Source organism: Streptomyces sp. LUP47B, from assembly GCF_001746295.1.
Lineage (GTDB): Bacteria > Actinomycetota > Actinomycetes > Streptomycetales > Streptomycetaceae > Streptomyces.
The window spans coordinates 138,391-156,039 of record NZ_MJAH01000010.1; the positions used below are offsets into that span (position 1 = coordinate 138,391).

Here is a 17,649-nt window from a genome sequence, read left to right on the forward strand (position 1 = left end):
AGCGGCCCCCTACGATGGAAAGCGTGCCGAACCTGACCCGCGCCGACGCCGTAGCGGCCGTCCGCAACCCGCTCGCCTTCATCGCCGCACGCTGGACCCCGACTCCCCGGACGGTTCAGCGGGCGGCTCTCTCCGCGCTCGTCATGGCGGTGGTCATCGTGGTCACCGGCGGGGCGGTGCGGCTGACCGGGTCGGGGCTCGGGTGCCCGACCTGGCCCAAGTGCACGGACGACTCGCTGACCGCGACCAGCGCGATGGGCTTCCACGGCGCGATCGAGTTCGGCAACCGGATGCTGACGTATGTGCTGTGCGCCGCCGTCGGGTGGGCGATCATCGCCGCGCGGTCCGAGAAGCCGTACCGGCGCAGCCTGACCCGGCTGGGCTGGGCGCAGTTCTGGATCGTGATGAGCAACGCGATCCTCGGCGGCATCGTCGTCCTCGTGGGGCTCAACCCGTACACCGTCGCGGCCCACTTCGTGGCGACGACGGCCCTGATCACGGTCGCCGCGGTGATGTGGCAGCGCACCCGCGAGGGCGACACGGCACCCCGTCCGCTGGTCGGCAAGCCCGTGCAGCAGCTGGTGTGGTTCCTGGTCGCGGCCGCCGCCCTGCTGATCCTGGTCGGCACGGTCGTGACCGGCGCCGGACCGCACGCCGGTGACTCCAGCGAGGTCGACCGGATGCCGCTGGACTGGGAGACGGTGGCCAAGGTGCACGCCGTCCTGGCCTGGATCGTGGTGTCGCTGACCTTTGCCCTGTGGTTCATCCTCAAGGCGGTCGACGCCCCCAAGGGGCCCCTGCACCGCACCCGCGACCTCTTCCTGGTCCTCCTCTCCCAGGGCGTGATCGGCTACGTCCAGTACTTCACCGATCTGCCAGAGTTCCTGGTCGGCCTGCACATGCTCGGCTCGGCCCTGGTGTGGATCGCGGTCCTGCGTGTCCTGCTGGCCCTGCGGGAGCGGTCCGAGGGTGATTCGGCCGAGGTCCCGGCTCAGTCGTACGCCGCCACCAGTCCGTCGATCGCCGGGCCCAGGTAGCCGCGGGTCAGCGCTGCCCTGTTCTCGACGGCGGGTCCGGGCTCGCCGTAGCGCCGCCCCCGGATGTCCTCGACGACCTCCACGGGCGCCCCGAGTCCCGGCAGCCGTTCCAGCGCCTCGCGCTTGCTGATCAGTCGCCCCTCCCGCAGGGTGACGCTCGCGCGGGCGAAGGTCAGCAGCCCCAGGTCGACCCACACGTCCCTGGTCCACAGCGGCGCGTTGTCGAGGGCCGGGCGCCAGAAGTCGCGCTGGTCACGGACGACGAAGTCGGCGAGCTCGCGGTCCGACACCGGCGGCAGCAGTTCCGCGGGCTGTCTCCCCAGCAAGACCCGCCCGAAGCTGTGCAGTTCACGCCGGGTCACCGGGGTGACCGGCCGCTTGAACAGCTCCTCGTGCGCCCAGGTGAGGTGGCGGCGGTCCATGTCGGCCGAGGGCGTCAGGTAGGTGCAGTGCAGGTACCCGGACAGTGGCTCGGCCCGCAGCCGGGCGTGTGCCTTCGCCAGCCGCCAGACCGTGCGGGGTGTCAGCGAGGGCAGGATGGCGATCAGGTCCAGGTCGCTGCGGCCCTCCTGGTAGTCGCCGCCCGCGAGGGAACCGTGGGCCCAGACGGCGACGGGCGTGAGCGGGGCGAGTCCGGTCAGGAAGCGGTCGAGTAACACCTCGGTCTGCATGCACCCATCCTGTACAGCTCACTCCAGCCCGTACACCCTGCGCGCGTTCCCCGCCGCGATGAGGCCCGCCACCCGCTGCGCGTCCGCCAGTGACCAGGCCCCCTCCGCGACCCAGCCGCCCAGCACCCGGGCCAGCGCCTCGCGGAACAGGTGGGCGCCCACGACATGCAGTTCGGGCAGGCTGTGGGCCCCGCTGGAGAAGACGATCTTGCCGAAGGGGGCCAGTTCCAGGATCTCCGCGAGGACGGTCGCCGCGCGGGCGCCGGTGCGGACGAGGGCGGCTCCGGAGTCGGCGTAGACGTGCGGGAAGACGCCGGCGAGATGGGCGGCGTGCCGGTGGTAGGGGTAGCTGTGCAGCAGGACCAGGTCGGTGCCCAGACCCGCGGTGGCCCGGACGAAGTCGGTGAGCAGGACGGGATCGGTGCGGTCGATACGCAGACCCGGTTCGCCGAGCCCGGCGTGCAGCTGGAGGGGCAGGCCCGAGGCGGCCGCGATCCACAGCAGGTGCCGTAGGAGAACCGGGTCGGACAGCTCGCCGCCCACCCGGCGGCCCGCCAGCCATCGGCCCGCCGCGCCCCGCACCTCTCCCGGACCCGGCGGCTCGGGCGCGAGCGCCAGGCCGTGTCGTACCCCCGCCACCGACGTGAAGGCGACCGCGCTCGCGGCGGCTCCGTGCACCGACTCGGCGAGGTTGGCGAGGAAGGACTCGACGGTGCCGGAGGTGTCGGCGACCTGTTCGGCGAGGAGCTCCAGGCGCACGATCTCGCGGGCCTCGGCGGCCGCGGCGGAGGCCAGCTCGGTGGGTCCGGTGAGGTCACCGGGCAGCCCGGTGTCGACCAGATACGTAGTGATTCCGCTGCCGCGCAGCAGCCTGCGACCCGCTTCCAGTACGCCGAGTTCCCGGCGCCGGGCCAGATAGCGGGCGGGCGGACAGTGCGGTTCCAGACCGAGCAGGGGCGGGCACCATCGCCGTACGGCGAAACCGGTCTGGGTGTCGAACAGCGTGGTCCCGGCGGCGGGCGGGCCCTCGGTGCGGGCCAGCTGGGTCTCGAAGGTGCCGAGACCCAGCTCCGTCCTCAGCACGCCGTGGCAGTACTGGTCCACGAGGGACGGCGTTTCGATCATCCGGGCTCCCCGATGCTGGACCGTGTCGCTGCTCACAGGTCCTAACGGGTGAACCGGGCATCAGGTGCTGCTGTCGCACACCCCGTACGAAAACCGGCAGACCTCAGCCGTTCGACGGGCCGCCGACCTGGATGCCCGCCATCCGGGTCCACTCGTACGGCCCCGTCCTCACCTTCGCGGCGAACTCGCCGTCGAACTCCTCGTGAACGGTGATGCCGGACTTCTCGACGGCCTTCTCGGCGATCCCGTACGTGGGGGCCATCAGGTCGCCCCAGCCGCCGTCCTCGCCGACGAGGACGATCCGGGCGCCGCGCTCGCCGACGTAGGCCAGCTGGCCCTCGGCGCCGCCGTGCTCCTTGGAGAAGGCGCTGATCTGCTTGGCGAGGCGGGCGGCCTTGCGCTCGGCCTTCGCGTCAACCTGCTGCGTGTCTGCCATGACCAGGATGCTACCGACGGGTAGAGGCAACGGCGACGTGACCCTTACCTCAGGAAGGGGTCGACCGCCACCGCGAGGAAGAGGATCGACACATAGGTGATCGACCAGTGGAACAGCCGCATCTCCTTGAGCTTCGCGCCCGTCACCTCGGCCCTGGCGCGGTTCTGCAGTCCGTGCGCCTCCCACAGCCAGAAGCCGCCGGCGAGCAGCGCGACCGCCGTGTAGAACCAGCCGGTGTAGCCGAGCGGCTGAAGCAGCAGCGACACCCCGACCATCACCCAGCTGTAGAGGACGATCTGCTTGGCGACCACCTTGTTGGAGGCGACCACCGGCAGCATCGGTACGCCCACGCGCGCGTAGTCCTCGCGCACCTTCATGGACAGCGGCCAGTAGTGCGGCGGCGTCCAGAAGAACATGACCAGGAAGAGGATGATCGGCGCCCACGCCATGGAGTTCGTGACGGACGACCAGCCGATGAGGACCGGGAGGCAGCCGGCGATGCCGCCCCACACGATGTTCTGCGAGGTACGGCGCTTGAGGATCATCGTGTAGACGACGACGTAGAAGAGGAGCGCTCCGAGGGAGAGCCAGGCGCTCAGCCAGTTGACGGTGAGCCCGAACAGGAGCGTCGAGACGACCGCCAGCGTGATGCCGAAGGCCAGACACTCGCGCGGCGACACCATGCCGGTCACCAGTGGACGCTGCGAGGTGCGGTCCATGAGCGCGTCGATGTCGCGGTCGATGTACATGTTGAGCGCGTTGGCGCCGCCCGCCGAGAGGTAGCCGCCGACACAGGTGAGCAGGACCAGCTTCAGGTCCGGCACCCCCTGCTGCGCCAGGAACATCACCGGAACGGTGGTGATGAGCAGCAGCTCGATGATCCGAGGCTTGGTCAGCGCCACGAACGCCTTGACACGGGCCCCGAACGGCCGGTGAACCGGGCTCTGGCTCGCACCGAGCACACCCGCTGGACGGGATTCGACGGCCGTCACGCACACCCCTACAGAGACATCCCAGCAAGCCTCGCCCGTGTGAAGTCGCGGTAAAGGCTCGCGCGTACCACGCCACTGTAGACGTTGCCCATACCCCGGTATTCGCGGGGGTCGGGTCGTGTCCGGGGACGCCCCCGGAAGAGCTCGGGCGCACTCGGTTGAGCACTCTTACGAGCGGCTGCGTATTCAGTTGCCGAATGCGGTACGGGCCAGTCGGGAGGCGGATGTCCGCACGGCCCGGCAGTCTGGAATGACTCGAAAAAACGCACGTACTTACGGGGGTAGGCTCGACAACGGCCGGGCGTCCCGTGCACCGGCATTCGACATGCGTGACATGTGGAGAGGAGCCCTGACCCAGGGTGAGCACCAAGCCGACCACCACAGACCTCGAGTGGACCGAGTTGGACCAGCGGGCCGTCGACACCGCCCGCGTCCTGGCCGCCGACGCCGTACAGAAGGTCGGAAACGGCCATCCGGGTACGGCGATGAGCCTGGCGCCCGCCGCCTACACCCTCTTCCAGAAGGTGATGCGGCACGACCCGGCCGACCCCGACTGGGTCGGACGCGACCGCTTCGTGCTGTCCGCCGGCCACTCGTCCCTGACCCTCTACACCCAGCTGTACCTGGCCGGTTTCGGCCTGGAGCTGGATGACCTGAAGGCGTTCCGCACCTGGGGCTCGAAGACCCCGGGCCACCCGGAGTACGGCCACACCAAGGGCGTCGAGACGACCACCGGTCCGCTCGGCCAGGGTGTCGCCAACGCCGTCGGCATGGCGATGGCCGCCCGCTACGAGCGCGGTCTGTTCGACCCGGAGGCCCCCGAGGGCACCTCCCCCTTCGACCACTTCGTCTTCGCCATCGCCGGTGACGGCTGCCTCCAGGAGGGCATCTCCGCCGAGGCGTCCTCGATGGCCGGCCACCAGAAGCTCGGCAACCTCGTCCTGCTGTGGGACGACAACCACATCTCGATCGAGGGCGACACCGAGACGGCCGTCTCCGAGGACACCGTCAAGCGCTACGAGGCGTACGGCTGGCACGTCCAGCGTGTCGCGCCGCAGGCCAACGGTGACCTCGACCCGGTCGCGATCTTCGAGGCGATCCAGAAGGCGAAGGCGGTCACCGACCGGCCGTCCTTCATCGCGATGCGCTCGATCATCGCCTGGCCCGCCCCGAACGCCCAGAACACCGAGGCCGCACACGGCTCGGCGCTCGGCGACGACGAGGTCGCGGCGACCAAGCGGGTGCTGGGCTTCGACCCGGAGCAGTCCTTCGAGGTCGCGGACGAGGTCATCGAGCACACCCGCCAGGCGCTGGAGCGCGGCCGTCAGGCCAGGGCCGAGTGGGAGAAGTCCTTCCAGGAGTGGCGGAGCAACAACACCGAGCGCGCGGCCGAGTTCGACCGCATCGCCGCGGGTGAGCTGCCCAAGGACTGGGAGTCCTCGATTCCGGTCTTCGAGCCCGGCAAGGGTGTCGCCACCCGTGCCGCGTCCGGCAAGGTCCTCCAGGCCCTCGGCGCGGTCATCCCCGAGCTGTGGGGCGGCTCGGCCGACCTCGCGGGCTCGAACAACACCACGATCGACAAGAACAGTTCGTTCCTCCCGGCGGACAACCCGCTGCCGGAGGCGGACCCGTACGGCCGCACGATCCACTTCGGTATCCGCGAGCACTCCATGGCCGCGGAGATGAACGGCATCGCGCTGCACGGCAACACCCGTATCTACGGCGGTACGTTCCTCGTCTTCTCCGACTACATGCGCAACGCCGTCCGGCTCTCGGCGTTGATGCACCTGCCGGTGACGTACGTGTGGACGCACGACTCCATCGGTCTCGGCGAGGACGGCCCGACGCACCAGCCGGTCGAGCACGTCGCCGCGCTGCGCGCCATCCCCGGCCTGAACGTGGTCCGCCCGGCCGACGCCAACGAGACCGCGATCGCCTGGCGCGAGATCCTCAAGCGCTGGACCAAGGAGTTCGGCAAGGGTGCCCCGCACGGTCTGGCGCTGACCCGTCAGGGCGTGCCGACGTACGAGCCCAACGAGGACGCTGTCAAGGGCGGTTACGTCCTGTTCGAGGCCTCCACCGGGACTCCCGAGGTCATTCTCATCGCCACCGGTTCCGAGGTGCACGTCGCCGTCGAGGCACGCGAGCAGCTGGAAGCCGACGGGGTGCCGACGCGCGTCGTGTCCATGCCGTCCGTGGAGTGGTTCGAGGAGCAGGACCAGGGGTACCGGGACAGCGTCCTGCCCCCGGCCGTGAGGGCTCGTGTCGCGGTCGAGGCGGGTATCGGTCTCAGCTGGCACAAGTACGTCGGGGACGCCGGTCGCATCGTTTCCCTGGAGCACTTCGGTGCTTCCGCGGACGGCAAGGTCCTCTTCCAGGAATTCGGCTTCACTGGCGAGAACGTGGCCGCGAAGGCGCGGGAATCTCTCGCCGCCGCCCAGCGCTGACGCTCACATACGACACGTAGGAGATGTAATTCCATGACAGACGCACTCAAGCGCCTCTCCGAGGAAGGCGTGGCGATCTGGCTGGACGACCTGTCGCGCAAGCGGATCACGTCCGGCAACCTCGCCGAGCTGATCGACCAGCAGCACGTCGTGGGCGTCACCACCAACCCGTCGATCTTCCAGAAGGCGATCTCCGAGGGCGACGGCTACGACCTGCAGCTGTCCGACCTCGCTGCCCGCAAGGTCACGGTCGAAGAGGCCATCCGCATGATCACCACGGCGGATGTCCGGGACGCGGCCGACATCCTGCGCCCGGTCTTCGACGCCACGGGCGGCCAGGACGGTCGCGTGTCGATCGAGGTCGACCCGCGCCTGGCGCACAACGAGAAGGCGACGGTCGCCGAGGCCAAGCAGCTCGCCTGGCTGGTGGACCGCCCCAACACCCTCATCAAGATCCCGGCCACCCGCGCCGGCATCCCGGCGATCACCGACGTGATCGGCCTCGGGATCAGCGTCAACGTCACGCTGATCTTCTCGCTCGAGCGGTACCGCGAGGTCATGGAGGCCTTCCTGGCGGGCCTGGAGAAGGCCAAGGAGCGGGGTCTCGACCTGTCGAAGATCCACTCCGTGGCGTCCTTCTTCGTGTCCCGTGTGGACACCGAGATCGACAAGCGCCTCGACGCGCTCGGCACCGACGAGGCCAAGGCCGCCCGCGGCAAGGCCGGCGTCGCCAACGCGCGCCTCGCCTACCAGGCGTACGAGGAGGTCTTCTCGGGCGACCGCTGGTCGAAGCTGGAGAACGCCGGCGCGAACAAGCAGCGCCCGCTGTGGGCCTCGACCGGCGTCAAGGACCCGGCGTACAAGAAGACCATGTACGTCGAGGAACTGGTCGCGCCGAACACGGTGAACACCATGCCGGAGGCGACCCTGTTCGCCACCGAGGAGCAGGGCGAGATCCGCGGCAACGCGATCACCGGTACGTACGAGCAGGCCCGTGCGGAACTCGACGCGGTCGAGAAGCTCGGGATCTCGTACGACGAGGTGGTACAGCTCCTCGAGGACGAGGGCGTCGACAAGTTCGAGGCCTCCTGGAACGACCTGCTCAAGTCGACCGAGGCGGAGCTTCAGCGCCTCGCCCCATCGGAGGGCTGAACCCTTGTCGAGCAGCAACCCGCTGCGTGACCCCGCCGACCGACGGCTCCCGCGTATCGCGGGGCCGTCGGGCCTGGTCATCTTCGGCGTCACGGGCGATTTGTCACGAAAGAAGCTCATGCCCGCCGTGTACGACCTCGCGAACCGGGGTCTGCTGCCACCGGGCTTCTCGCTGGTCGGCTTCGCCCGGCGGGACTGGGAGAACGAGGACTTCGCGGAAGTCGTCCACGACGCCGTCAAGGAGCACGCGAGGACGCCGTTCCGTGAGGAGGTCTGGCAGCAGCTCATCCAGGGGATGCGCTTCGTCCAGGGCACTTTCGACGACGACGACTCGTTCGAGCGGCTGCGCGACACCATCGACGAACTCGACAAGGCACAGGGCACCGGCGGCAACTTCGCCTTCTACCTGTCCGTGCCGCCGTCGGCCTTCCCCGTGGTCATCCAGCAGCTGAAGAAGCACCGGCTGGCCGACCAGTCGAGCGGCTCGTGGCGGCGCGCGGTCATCGAGAAGCCCTTCGGCCACGACCTCAAGTCGGCCGAGGAGCTCAACGCGACCGTGGAGGAGGTCTTCGCCCCGGACCAGGTCTTCCGCATCGACCACTACCTGGGCAAGGAGACGGTCCAGAACATCCTGGCGCTGCGCTTCGCCAACACGATGTTCGAGCCGATCTGGAACCGGTCCTTCGTGGATCATGTGCAGATCACGATGGCCGAGGACATCGGCATCGGCGGCCGGGCCGGCTACTACGACGGCATCGGCGCGGCCCGTGACGTCATCCAGAACCACCTCCTCCAGCTCATGGCGCTCACCGCCATGGAGGAGCCGGCCTCCTTCGACGCGGACGCGCTGGCCGCCGAGAAGACCAAGGTGCTCGGCGCGGTGAGGCTGCCGAAGGACCTGGGCCGCAACACCGTGCGCGGTCAGTACGCGGCGGGCTGGCAGGGCGGCGCGAAGGCGGTCGGCTACCTCCAGGAGGACGGCATCGACCCCCAGTCCAAGACCGACACCTACGCGGCCATCAAGGTGGAGATCGACAACCGCCGCTGGGCGGGTGTCCCCTTCTACCTGCGCACCGGCAAGCGTCTGGGCCGCCGGGTCACCGAGATCGCGGTGGTCTTCCAGCGCGCGCCCCACTCCCCCTTCGACACGACGGCCACCGAGGAGCTCGGCTCCAACGCGATCGTCATCCGCGTCCAGCCCGACGAGGGCGTCACCGTCCGCTTCGGCTCCAAGGTGCCGGGCACCTCGATGGAGATCCGGGACGTGTCCATGGACTTCGCCTACGGCGAGTCGTTCACGGAGTCCTCTCCCGAGGCGTACGAACGCCTGATCCTCGACGTCCTGCTCGGCGACTCGAACCTCTTCCCGCGCACGGAGGAGGTCGAGCTGTCCTGGAAGATCCTCGACCCGATCGAGGAGTACTGGGACACGCACGGCAAGCCCGCCCAGTACCCCTCCGGTACCTGGGGTCCGGTCGAGGCCGACGAAATGCTCGCACGAGAGGGACGGAGCTGGCGCCGGCCATGAAGACAGACCTCACGGACACCACCGCCAGCAAGATCAACAAGGCCCTGGTCAAGGGCCGCCGGGACATCGGCACGCCGGCCGTCGGCATGGTGCTCACGCTGGTCATCGTCACGGACGAGGAGAACGCCTACGACGCCCTCAAGGCCGCCAACGACGCGTCCCGCGAGCACCCCTCGCGCACGCTGGTGGTCATCAAGCGGGTGTCGAGGAGTCCTCGTGACCGCACCCAGTCCCGCCTCGACGCCGAGGTGCGGGTGGGTGCCGACGCCGGCACCGGCGAGACGGTGGTGCTGCGGCTGTACGGCGAAGTCGCCGAGCACGCCCAGTCGGTCGTCCTTCCGCTGCTGCTGCCGGACGCGCCGGTCGTCGTGTGGTGGCCGGTGGACGCACCGCTCGACCCGGCCGGGGACCCGCTCGGGGCGCTCGCCCAGCGGCGGGTCACCGACACCTACTCCTCCGAGCAGCCGGTGCGCGAGCTGACGGCACGCGCCGACACCTACACCCCGGGCGACACAGACCTCTCCTGGACCCGGATCACGCCGTGGCGCTCGATGCTGGCCGCCGCGCTCGACCAGGTCACCTGCGAGGTGGACGCCGTCGAGGTGGAGGGCGAGGAGTTCAACCCGAGCTGCGAGCTGCTGGCGATGTGGCTGGCGGACCGGCTGGACGTGCCGGTGAAGCGGTCACTGTCGGGCGGTCCGGGCCTTACGGCCGTACGTCTGCACACGGACAGCGGTCCGATCGTCCTGGACCGCGCGGACGGCTCGCTCGCCACGCTCTCCATCCAGGGCCAGCCGGACCGTGCGGTGGCGCTCAAGCGCCGGGACACCGCCGAGCTGATCGCGGAGGAGCTGCGCCGGCTCGACCCGGACGACACATACGCCTCCGCACTGCGGTTCGGGGTGGAACGGCTGAACCCGTCGGCGCCCTTTCCGGAACCGGCTGCCAAAGGAGAACCCGGCTCCGTCGCCGGCGAGCCCGACTCCGGAGATTCCCTCTCCGCGGAGCCGGCCGGAACCGGAGCCTCCGCGGAAGTCGCCGTCAAAGCCCCTGTCGAGAGCCCTGCGAAAGCTTCCGGGCCGCAAGCGGCGCCGTCGGCATCGCTGAAGCCGGTCCCTTCGGGCCTGTCCGGGAAGGCGGCGAAGTGAGCACGCCGCAGCTGGTCGTGCACCACGACAAGGAGCTGATGGCGCAGGCCGCCGCGGCCCGTCTGATCACGAAGATCGTGGACGCGCAGGCCTCCCGGGGCTCGGCGTCGGTGGTCCTCACGGGCGGCCGCAACGGCAACGGCCTGCTCGCCGCGCTGGCCGCGGCGCCCGCCCGGGACGCCGTCGACTGGAGCCGCCTGGACCTGTGGTGGGGCGACGAGCGCTTCCTGCCCGAGGGCGACCCGGAGCGCAATGTCACGCAGGCCCGCGAGGCCCTGCTGGACGCCGTACCCCTGGACCCGAAGCGTGTGCATGCCATGCCCGCGTCGGACGGTCCGCACGGGCACGACGTCGAGGCCGCGGCGGCGGCCTACGCCGAGGAGCTGGCCCGGGCGGCCGGTCCCGAGAACCACGGCGCGGTCCCGACGTTCGACGTCCTGATGCTGGGCGTGGGCCCGGACACCCACGTGGCGTCCCTGTTCCCGGAGCTCCCCGCGGTACGGGAGACCGAGCGCACGGTCGTCGGCGTCCACGGCGCCCCGAAGCCACCGCCGACCCGGGTCACCCTCACGCTGCCCGCCATCCGCGCGGCCCGTGAGGTCTGGCTCCTGGCGGCCGGCGAGGACAAGGCGCAGGCCGCGGCGATCGCCCTGTCCGGCGCGGGCGAGATCCAGGCGCCGGCCGCCGGGGCCCGTGGCCGGGCCCGCACCCTGTGGCTGCTGGACTCGGCGGCGGCTTCCCAGCTGCCGAGGTCGCTGTATCCGCCGGCTTCGTCGTAACACCCGCCTCAGAGAAGGCGGTTCGGACGCCGGGTCCCTCCCAGGAGGGGCCCGGCGTCCGCGTTCTCACCGCCGTCCGCGCAGCTCCCGGTACGTCGTCACGAGGGCCTTCGTGGACGCGTCCAGGCCAGGCACCTCGGCGCCCTCCGTGAGCGCCGGCTCGACGCGCTTGGCGAGGACCTTGCCGAGCTCGACGCCCCACTGGTCGAAGGAGTCGATGTTCCAGATCGCGCCCTGGACGAACACCTTGTGCTCGTAGAGCGCGATGAGCTGGCCGAGGACCGACGGGGTCAGCTCGCGGGCCAGGATCGTCGTGGTGGGGTGGTTGCCCTTGAACGTCTTGTGCGGGACCAGCTCCTCGGCCACCCCCTCCGCACGCACCTCGTCCGGGGTCTTGCCGAAGGCCAGCGCCTGCGTCTGGGCGAAGAAGTTCGCCATCAGCAGGTCGTGCTGCGCCCTGAGCGCGTCGGACAGCTCGGCGACCGGCCGGGCGAAGCCGATGAAGTCCGCCGGGATCAGCTTCGTGCCCTGGTGGATGAGCTGGTAGTAGGCGTGCTGCCCGTTGGTGCCGGGCGTGCCCCACACGACCGGGCCGGTCTGCCACTCCACGGGGTTGCCGTCACGGTCCACCGACTTGCCGTTGGACTCCATGTCCAGCTGCTGGAGATACGCGGTGAACTTCGACAAGTAGTGGGAATACGGCAGTACCGCGTGCGACTGGGCGTCGTGGAAGTTGCCGTACCAGATGCCCAACAGGCCAAGGAGCAAAGGTACGTTGGACTCGGCCGGGGCGGTGCGGAAGTGCTCGTCGACGAGGTGGAAGCCGTCGAGCATCTCACGGAAGTGGTCCGGGCCGATGGCGATCATCAGCGACAGGCCGATCGCCGAGTCGAAGGAGTAGCGGCCGCCGACCCAGTCCCAGAACTCGAACATGTTGTCCGGGTCGATGCCGAAGTCCGTGACCTTCTCGGCGTTCGTCGACAGGGCGACGAAGTGCTTGGCGACGGCCTTGTCGTCGTGGAGTCCGGCCGGGCCTTCGAGCAGCCAGGTGCGGGCCGAGGTGGCGTTGGTGATCGTCTCGATCGTGNCATCAGCGACAGGCCGATCGCCGAGTCGAAGGAGTAGCGGCCGCCGACCCAGTCCCAGAACTCGAACATGTTGTCCGGGTCGATGCCGAAGTCCGTGACCTTCTCGGCGTTCGTCGACAGGGCGACGAAGTGCTTGGCGACGGCCTTGTCGTCGTGGAGTCCGGCCGGGCCTTCGAGCAGCCAGGTGCGGGCCGAGGTGGCGTTGGTGATCGTCTCGATCGTGGTGAAGGTCTTGGACGCGACGATGAACAGGGTCTCCGCCGGGTCCAGGTCCCGCACCGCCTCGTGCAGGTCGGCGCCGTCCACGTTGGACACGAAACGGAAGGTCAACTCCCGTGCCGTGTAGGCCCGCAGGGCCTCGTACGCCATCGCGGGACCGAGGTCGGAGCCGCCGATGCCGATGTTGACGACGTTCTTGATGCGCCTGCCGGTGTGACCGGTCCACTCGCCGGAGCGGACCCGGTTCGCGAAGTCGCTCATCCTGTCGAGCACGGCGTGCACGCCCGGTACGACGTTCTCCCCGTCGACCTCGATCACGGCGTCCCGCGGGGCGCGCAGCGCGGTGTGCAGCACGGCCCGGTTCTCGGTGACGTTGATCTTCTCGCCGCGGAACATGGCGTCCCGCAGGCCGAAGACGTCGGTCGCGGCGGCGAGTTCGCGCAGCAGCCGCAGCGTCTCGTCGGTGACCAGGTGCTTGGAGTAGTCGACGTGCAGGTCACCGACCCGCAGTGTGTACCCGGTGCCGCGTCCGGCATCGGCGGCGAACAGCTCCCTCAACTGCACTTCGCCGAGCTCTTCGCGGTGCTCGGCCAGCGCGGTCCACTCGGGCGTCCGGTTGAGCCTGGTACGGCCGTCTGCGTTCATGTCCGACTTCAGCCTTCTTTCGTGCCTGTCCCAGCTGTTCCAACCTGGTTGATCAGCGCATCGGCTGGGCGATGGACAGTACGAAGAAGCCCGTCGCGAACAGGGCAGGGCGGAACCGCGCAGCGCGTCGGCCGAGGCTGAAACCGCTCCGGCCAGGCACCTCTCGGTGTCCGGCCGGCTGTCGACTCTAGATCTCGCCCCTCAGTTTGGCGAGCGCCTCGGCGAGGATCGCCTCGCCGTCGGCGTCGCTGCGCCGCTCCCGTACGTACGCGAGGTGCGTTTTGTACGGCTCGGTGCGCGGTGGGTCCGGCGGGTTGTCCTGGTCCTGTCCGGCGGGAAAGCCGCAGCGCGGGCAGTCCCAGGTATCGGGGACCTGCGCGTCGCTGGCGAAGCTGGGCTGCGTCTCGTGCCCGTTGGAGCACCAGAAGGAGATGCGCAGACGGGGCGCGGACTCGCCCCGCTCGGCTTCGCCCATCGGCCCCGCCCCGACCCGGCTACCTCGGATCGCGTTGCCACTTGCCACGGTCGTAACTCCCTGCGTGATGGTGCCGCGAAGCGAGTCGGCGTGTCGCTTCGTTGCGAGCGCCTCAGTCTACGTAAGGCCCAACGCGCGTCCAGTGATTGGAGTTACAGCCCCCACACCTAGACGCAAGCCCCATGATAGGCCGCGCTCAGCTGCGCGTACCGAACATGGGGCCTTACGTGCGGAATGTACGTGCTGTGTGTGGTGTCGCCGCTCAGCTGTTCGTCTTGATGAGGAGACCGAGCACGATGACGCACGCGAACCACAGCAGACCGACCACGATGGTGATCCGGTCGAGGTTGCGCTCGGCGACCGAGGAGCCGCCGACGGAGGACTGCATACCGCCACCGAACATGTCGGAGAGGCCGCCGCCCTTGCCCTTGTGCATGAGCACCAGCAGCATCATCAGGCCGCTGAAGATGATCAGGGCGATCGAGAACCCCATAACCACGGCTGGACCAACTCTCTCGGATTCGGATGAACGACGGGGGCACGGCCTTCAGGGCCATGCCCCCGCAAGGGTACGACGGATCCTCGCCAGGTCCTACTCACTGGTCCCGGAAGCGCACGATCTTGACGAACTCCTCGGCGTCGAGGGACGCACCGCCCACCAGCGCACCGTCGATGTCGGCCTGCGCCATGATCTCGGCGACGTTGCCGGCCTTGACGGAGCCGCCGTACTGGATGCGGACCTGGTCGGCCAGCTCCTGCGAGTACAGCTCGGCGATCTTGCCGCGGATGGCGGCGCAGACCTCCTGGGCGTCCTCCGCGCCGCAGACCTTGCCGGTGCCGATGGCCCAGACCGGCTCGTAGGCGATGACGACGGACTCGGCCTGCTCGGCCGGGAGGTCCCTGAGGCCGCCCTCGACCTGGGTGAGGGTGTGCGAGACGTGGTTGCCCGCCTCACGGACGTCCAGCTCCTCGCCGACGCACAGGATCGGGGTGAGGCCGTGCTTGTAGGCCGCCTTGACCTTGGCGTTGACGATCTCGTCGGTCTCCGCGTGGTACTGACGGCGCTCGGAGTGGCCGATCGCCACGTACGTGCACTTCAGCTTGGCCAGCATCGAGCCGGAGATCTCGCCGGTGTAGGCGCCGGAGTCGTGCGCCGAGAGGTCCTGGGCACCGTACTTGATCTTGAGCTTGTCGCCGTCGACCAGGGTCTGCACGGAGCGCAGGTCGGTGAAGGGCGGCAGGACGGCGACCTCGACGGCCTCGTAGTCCTTGTCCGCGAGGGCGAAGGCGAGCTTCTGGACGTGGGCGATGGCCTCGAGGTGGTTGAGGTTCATCTTCCAGTTGCCCGCCATGATCGGCGTGCGCCCAGACGAAACAGATGGAGCCATGTAGGTCAGTCCTCCAGTGCGGCGAGGCCGGGGAGCGTCTTGCCCTCGAGGTATTCGAGGGAGGCGCCGCCACCGGTCGAGATGTGGCCGAATGCGTTCTCGTCGAAGCCCAGGGTGCGGACGGCAGCGGCGGAGTCGCCACCGCCGACCACCGTGAAGGCCGAGGAGTCGAGGAGAGCCCGGGCGACCGCCTTGGTGCCCTCGGCGAATTCGGGGTGTTCGAAGACGCCCATGGGGCCGTTCCAGAAGACGGTGGCGGCGTCGGTGATCTTCGAGGCGTACAGCTTGCCGGACGCCGGGCCGATGTCCAGGCCCATCCGGTCGGCGGGGATGGCGTCGGCGGCGACCGTGGTGGCGTCGGCCGGGGCCTTGGTCTTCAGGTCCGGGAACGCGGGCGCGACCACCGCGTCGACCGGCAGGACCAGCTCGACGCCGGTCTTCTCGGCGCGCTCGATGTACTCCAGAACCGCCGGGATCTGGTCCTCCTGGAGGAGGGACGCGCCGACCTCGTGGCCCTTGGCCTTGAGGAAGGTGAAGGCCATGCCCCCGCCGATGAGAATGCGGTCGGCCTTGCCGAGCAGCTCGTCGATGACGGCGAGCTTGTCGGAGACCTTGGCGCCGCCGAGCACGACCACGTAGGGGCGCTTGACGTCGTCGGTGAGCTTCTTCAGGACGCCGACCTCGGTGGCGATGAGGTGGCCCGCGTAGTGCGGCAGCCGGGCCGGGAGGTCGAACACCGAGGCGTGCTTGCGGTGGACCGCGCCGAAGCCGTCACCGACGTAGACATCGGCGAGGGCGGCGAGCTGGTCCGCGAAGGCACCGCGCTCGGCGTCGTCCTTGGAGGTCTCGCCGGCGTTGAAGCGGAGGTTCTCGACGACCGCGACCTGGCCGTCGGCGAGGCCCGCGACCGTGGCGGTGGCCGACTCGCCCACCGTGTCGGTCGCGAACTCCACGGGGGCGTCCAGGAGTTCACCGAGGCGGGCGGCCGCCGGGGCGAGGGAGAAGGCCGGGTCCGGAACGCCCTTGGGGCGGCCCAGGTGCGAGGCGACGACCACGCGGGCGCCCGCGTCGGCGAGGGCCTTCACGGTCGGCAGAACGGCTCGGATACGGCCGTCGTCGGTGATGGTGGTGCCGGACAGCGGCACGTTGAGGTCGGCGCGGACGAAGACCCGCTTGCCGGCCACGCCGTCGGCGAGGAGTTCGTCGATCGTCTTCATGAAGGGGACTCCTGAGGAGGGCTCTGGATCGTACGAAAGCTGATCACGTGAGTGAGGGCTCGGGCAACGCGTCCTCGCGCTGCCCGAGCCCTGCTCACACACCTAGGTGCCTGATCGGTCGATCAGAGCTGGTTGCCGACGAAGACCGTGAGGTCGACGAGGCGGTTGGAGTAGCCCCACTCGTTGTCGTACCAGCCGAGGATCTTCACCGTGTTGCCCTCCTGGACCATGGTCAGGGAGGAGTCGAAGGTGCAGGACGACGGGTCGCCGACGATGTCCGAGGAGACGATCGGGTCCTCGGTGTAGGTCAGGAAGCCCTTGAGGTCGCCGTCGTCGGAGGCCTTCTTGAACGCGGCGTTGACCTCGTCCTTGGTGACCTCGCGCTGGAGCGTCACGACCAGGTCGGTGGCCGAGCCGGTCGGGACCGGGACGCGCATCGCGATGCCGTCCAGCTTGCCCTTGAGCTGCGGCAGGACCAGGGCGGTGGCCTTCGCGGCACCCGTCGTGGTCGGGATGATGTTCTCGGCGGCGGCGCGGGCGCGGCGCAGGTCCGAGTGCGGGAAGTCCAGGATGCGCTGGTCGTTCGTGTACGCGTGGACCGTCGTCATCAGGCCCTTGACGATGCCGAAGTTCTCGTCCAGAACCTTGGCCATCGGCGCCACACAGTTGGTGGTGCAGGACGCGTTGGAGATGACGTGGTGGTTCGCCGCCTCGTACTTGTCCTGGTTGACGCCCATCACGATGGTGATGTCCTCGTCCTTGGCCGGAGCCGAGATGAGGACCTTCTTGGCGCCGCCCGCGATGTGCTTCTCGGCGTCGGCCTTCTTCGTGAAGATGCCGGTCGACTCGACGACGATGTCGACGCCCAGCTCTCCCCACGGGATGTCGGCCGGGTTGCGCTCGGACAGCACCTTGATGGTGTGACCGTCGACGGTGATCGTGTCGGCGGTGTGCGACACCTCGGCCTTGAGGCGGCCCAGGATGGTGTCGTACTTCAGCAGGTGCGCGGTGGTCGCGGTGTCACCCAGGTCGTTGACAGCCACGATCTCGATGTCAGCACCCTGCTCCAGCAGCGCGCGGAAGTAGTTACGACCGATGCGGCCAAAGCCGTTGATGCCTACGCGGATCGTCACGAACCGATCTCCTCGTTGGTACGCCGGTTGTGAGACCGGCGAGCTGTATGGGATGTCCCCGACCAACCCCGACCCTACCTCCCTGAGCCCGGCGTGGTGACATCGAGATGCCCCATACACGGCAGGGCGGTCCGTACCCGTCAGTAGGGGTACGGACCGCCCCGGACCG

16 protein-coding genes and 1 pseudogene are annotated in these 17,649 nt (G+C 69.4%); 6 read left to right on the forward strand and 11 right to left on the reverse strand.

Annotated features, from left to right (window positions below):
- The first annotated feature begins 14 nt into the window (after positions 1-14).
- Positions 15-1,037 carry a heme A synthase gene (locus BFN33_RS28665; protein WP_069763038.1) on the forward strand — a complete coding sequence of 341 codons (1,023 nt, stop codon included), beginning with the start codon at positions 15-17 and terminating at the stop codon, positions 1,035-1,037.
- On the opposite strand, the gene BFN33_RS28670 is transcribed toward BFN33_RS28665, so the two are convergent.
- The 4 genes from BFN33_RS28670 to BFN33_RS28685 all read right to left on the reverse strand — a co-directional run bounded on the left by BFN33_RS28670 (position 992) and on the right by BFN33_RS28685 (position 4,267).
- Positions 992-1,708, reverse strand: a complete 717-nt coding sequence (locus BFN33_RS28670; protein ID WP_069763039.1) for a nucleotidyltransferase domain-containing protein — start codon at positions 1,706-1,708, stop codon at positions 992-994. The genes BFN33_RS28665 and BFN33_RS28670 overlap by 46 nt on opposite strands.
- A gap of 18 nt (positions 1,709-1,726) precedes the next feature.
- Positions 1,727-2,833 (reverse strand): amidohydrolase family protein, encoded by a 1,107-nt coding sequence (locus BFN33_RS28675; protein ID WP_069763040.1) that lies wholly within the window; start codon positions 2,831-2,833, stop codon positions 1,727-1,729.
- A 103-nt stretch (positions 2,834-2,936) separates the two neighbouring features.
- The gene (locus tag BFN33_RS28680; RefSeq protein WP_069763041.1) at positions 2,937-3,269 is read right to left on the reverse strand and encodes a hypothetical protein; all 333 of its coding nucleotides are present in this window, start codon (positions 3,267-3,269) and stop codon (positions 2,937-2,939) included.
- Positions 3,270-3,313: 44 nt separating this feature from the next.
- A complete protein-coding gene (locus BFN33_RS28685; RefSeq protein WP_069763042.1) occupies positions 3,314-4,267 on the reverse strand; it encodes a heme o synthase in 954 nt (317 codons plus the stop codon).
- A gap of 353 nt (positions 4,268-4,620) precedes the next feature.
- On the opposite strand from BFN33_RS28685, the gene tkt reads away from it, so the two are divergent.
- The 5 genes from tkt to pgl are packed head-to-tail and all read left to right on the forward strand — an operon-like array spanning position 4,621 to position 11,315.
- Positions 4,621-6,708, forward strand: coding sequence for a transketolase (tkt, locus tag BFN33_RS28690; protein WP_069763043.1), 2,088 nt, complete (start codon positions 4,621-4,623; stop codon positions 6,706-6,708).
- 33 nt (positions 6,709-6,741) lie between these two features.
- Positions 6,742-7,860, forward strand: coding sequence for a transaldolase (gene tal, locus BFN33_RS28695; RefSeq protein ID WP_069763044.1), 1,119 nt, complete (start codon positions 6,742-6,744; stop codon positions 7,858-7,860).
- A gap of 4 nt (positions 7,861-7,864) precedes the next feature.
- The gene (gene zwf, locus BFN33_RS28700) at positions 7,865-9,388 is read left to right on the forward strand and encodes a glucose-6-phosphate dehydrogenase (RefSeq protein WP_062038381.1); all 1,524 of its coding nucleotides are present in this window, start codon (positions 7,865-7,867) and stop codon (positions 9,386-9,388) included.
- The gene (gene opcA, locus BFN33_RS28705) at positions 9,385-10,536 is read left to right on the forward strand and encodes a glucose-6-phosphate dehydrogenase assembly protein OpcA (RefSeq protein ID WP_069763045.1); all 1,152 of its coding nucleotides are present in this window, start codon (positions 9,385-9,387) and stop codon (positions 10,534-10,536) included. Before zwf ends, opcA begins: the two co-directional genes overlap by 4 nt.
- A complete protein-coding gene (gene pgl, locus BFN33_RS28710; protein WP_069763046.1) occupies positions 10,533-11,315 on the forward strand; it encodes a 6-phosphogluconolactonase in 783 nt (260 codons plus the stop codon). The genes opcA and pgl overlap by 4 nt, the downstream gene beginning before the upstream one ends.
- Positions 11,316-11,381: 66 nt before the next feature.
- Here pgl and pgi read toward each other — a convergent pair.
- The 7 genes and pseudogenes from pgi to gap form a co-directional block, all read right to left on the reverse strand.
- A partial coding sequence (pgi, locus tag BFN33_RS28715; protein WP_141758001.1) for a glucose-6-phosphate isomerase occupies positions 11,382-12,402 on the reverse strand: 1,021 nt, incomplete at its 5' end.
- A 1-nt stretch (position 12,403) separates the two neighbouring features.
- Positions 12,404-13,267, reverse strand: a pseudogene (locus BFN33_RS28720) (glucose-6-phosphate isomerase); the annotation flags it as partial.
- A gap of 187 nt (positions 13,268-13,454) precedes the next feature.
- On the reverse strand, positions 13,455-13,790 hold the full coding sequence (locus tag BFN33_RS28725) for an RNA polymerase-binding protein RbpA (protein WP_006349936.1): 336 nt from the start codon (positions 13,788-13,790) through the stop codon (positions 13,455-13,457).
- 214 nt (positions 13,791-14,004) lie between these two features.
- On the reverse strand, positions 14,005-14,235 hold the full coding sequence (secG, locus tag BFN33_RS28730; protein WP_069763047.1) for a preprotein translocase subunit SecG: 231 nt from the start codon (positions 14,233-14,235) through the stop codon (positions 14,005-14,007).
- Between the two features lie 103 nt (positions 14,236-14,338).
- Complete coding sequence (tpiA, locus tag BFN33_RS28735; protein ID WP_069763048.1) at positions 14,339-15,094, reverse strand: triose-phosphate isomerase; 756 nt, start codon at positions 15,092-15,094, stop codon at positions 14,339-14,341.
- A gap of 41 nt (positions 15,095-15,135) precedes the next feature.
- On the reverse strand, positions 15,136-16,347 hold the full coding sequence (pgk, locus tag BFN33_RS28740; RefSeq protein ID WP_069763049.1) for a phosphoglycerate kinase: 1,212 nt from the start codon (positions 16,345-16,347) through the stop codon (positions 15,136-15,138).
- 122 nt (positions 16,348-16,469) lie between these two features.
- A complete protein-coding gene (gap, locus tag BFN33_RS28745) occupies positions 16,470-17,480 on the reverse strand; it encodes a type I glyceraldehyde-3-phosphate dehydrogenase (RefSeq protein WP_069763050.1) in 1,011 nt (336 codons plus the stop codon).
- Positions 17,481-17,649 lie beyond the last annotated feature (169 nt).

Excerpts from the sequence above, each read along its gene's own strand:
- BFN33_RS28665 (WP_069763038.1), top strand. The coding sequence starts at position 15 with ATGGAAAGCGTGCCGAACCTGACCCGCGCCGACGCCGTAGCGGCCGTC.
- BFN33_RS28670 (WP_069763039.1), bottom strand. The coding sequence starts at position 1,708 with ATGCAGACCGAGGTGTTACTCGACCGCTTCCTGACCGGACTCGCCCCG.
- BFN33_RS28675 (WP_069763040.1), bottom strand. The coding sequence starts at position 2,833 with ATGATCGAAACGCCGTCCCTCGTGGACCAGTACTGCCACGGCGTGCTG.
- BFN33_RS28680 (WP_069763041.1), bottom strand. The coding sequence starts at position 3,269 with ATGGCAGACACGCAGCAGGTTGACGCGAAGGCCGAGCGCAAGGCCGCC.
- tal (WP_069763044.1), top strand. The coding sequence starts at position 6,742 with ATGACAGACGCACTCAAGCGCCTCTCCGAGGAAGGCGTGGCGATCTGG.
- opcA (WP_069763045.1), top strand. The coding sequence starts at position 9,385 with ATGAAGACAGACCTCACGGACACCACCGCCAGCAAGATCAACAAGGCC.
- secG (WP_069763047.1), bottom strand. The coding sequence starts at position 14,235 with ATGGGGTTCTCGATCGCCCTGATCATCTTCAGCGGCCTGATGATGCTG.
- tpiA (WP_069763048.1), bottom strand. The coding sequence starts at position 15,094 with ATGGCGGGCAACTGGAAGATGAACCTCAACCACCTCGAGGCCATCGCC.
- pgk (WP_069763049.1), bottom strand. The coding sequence starts at position 16,347 with ATGAAGACGATCGACGAACTCCTCGCCGACGGCGTGGCCGGCAAGCGG.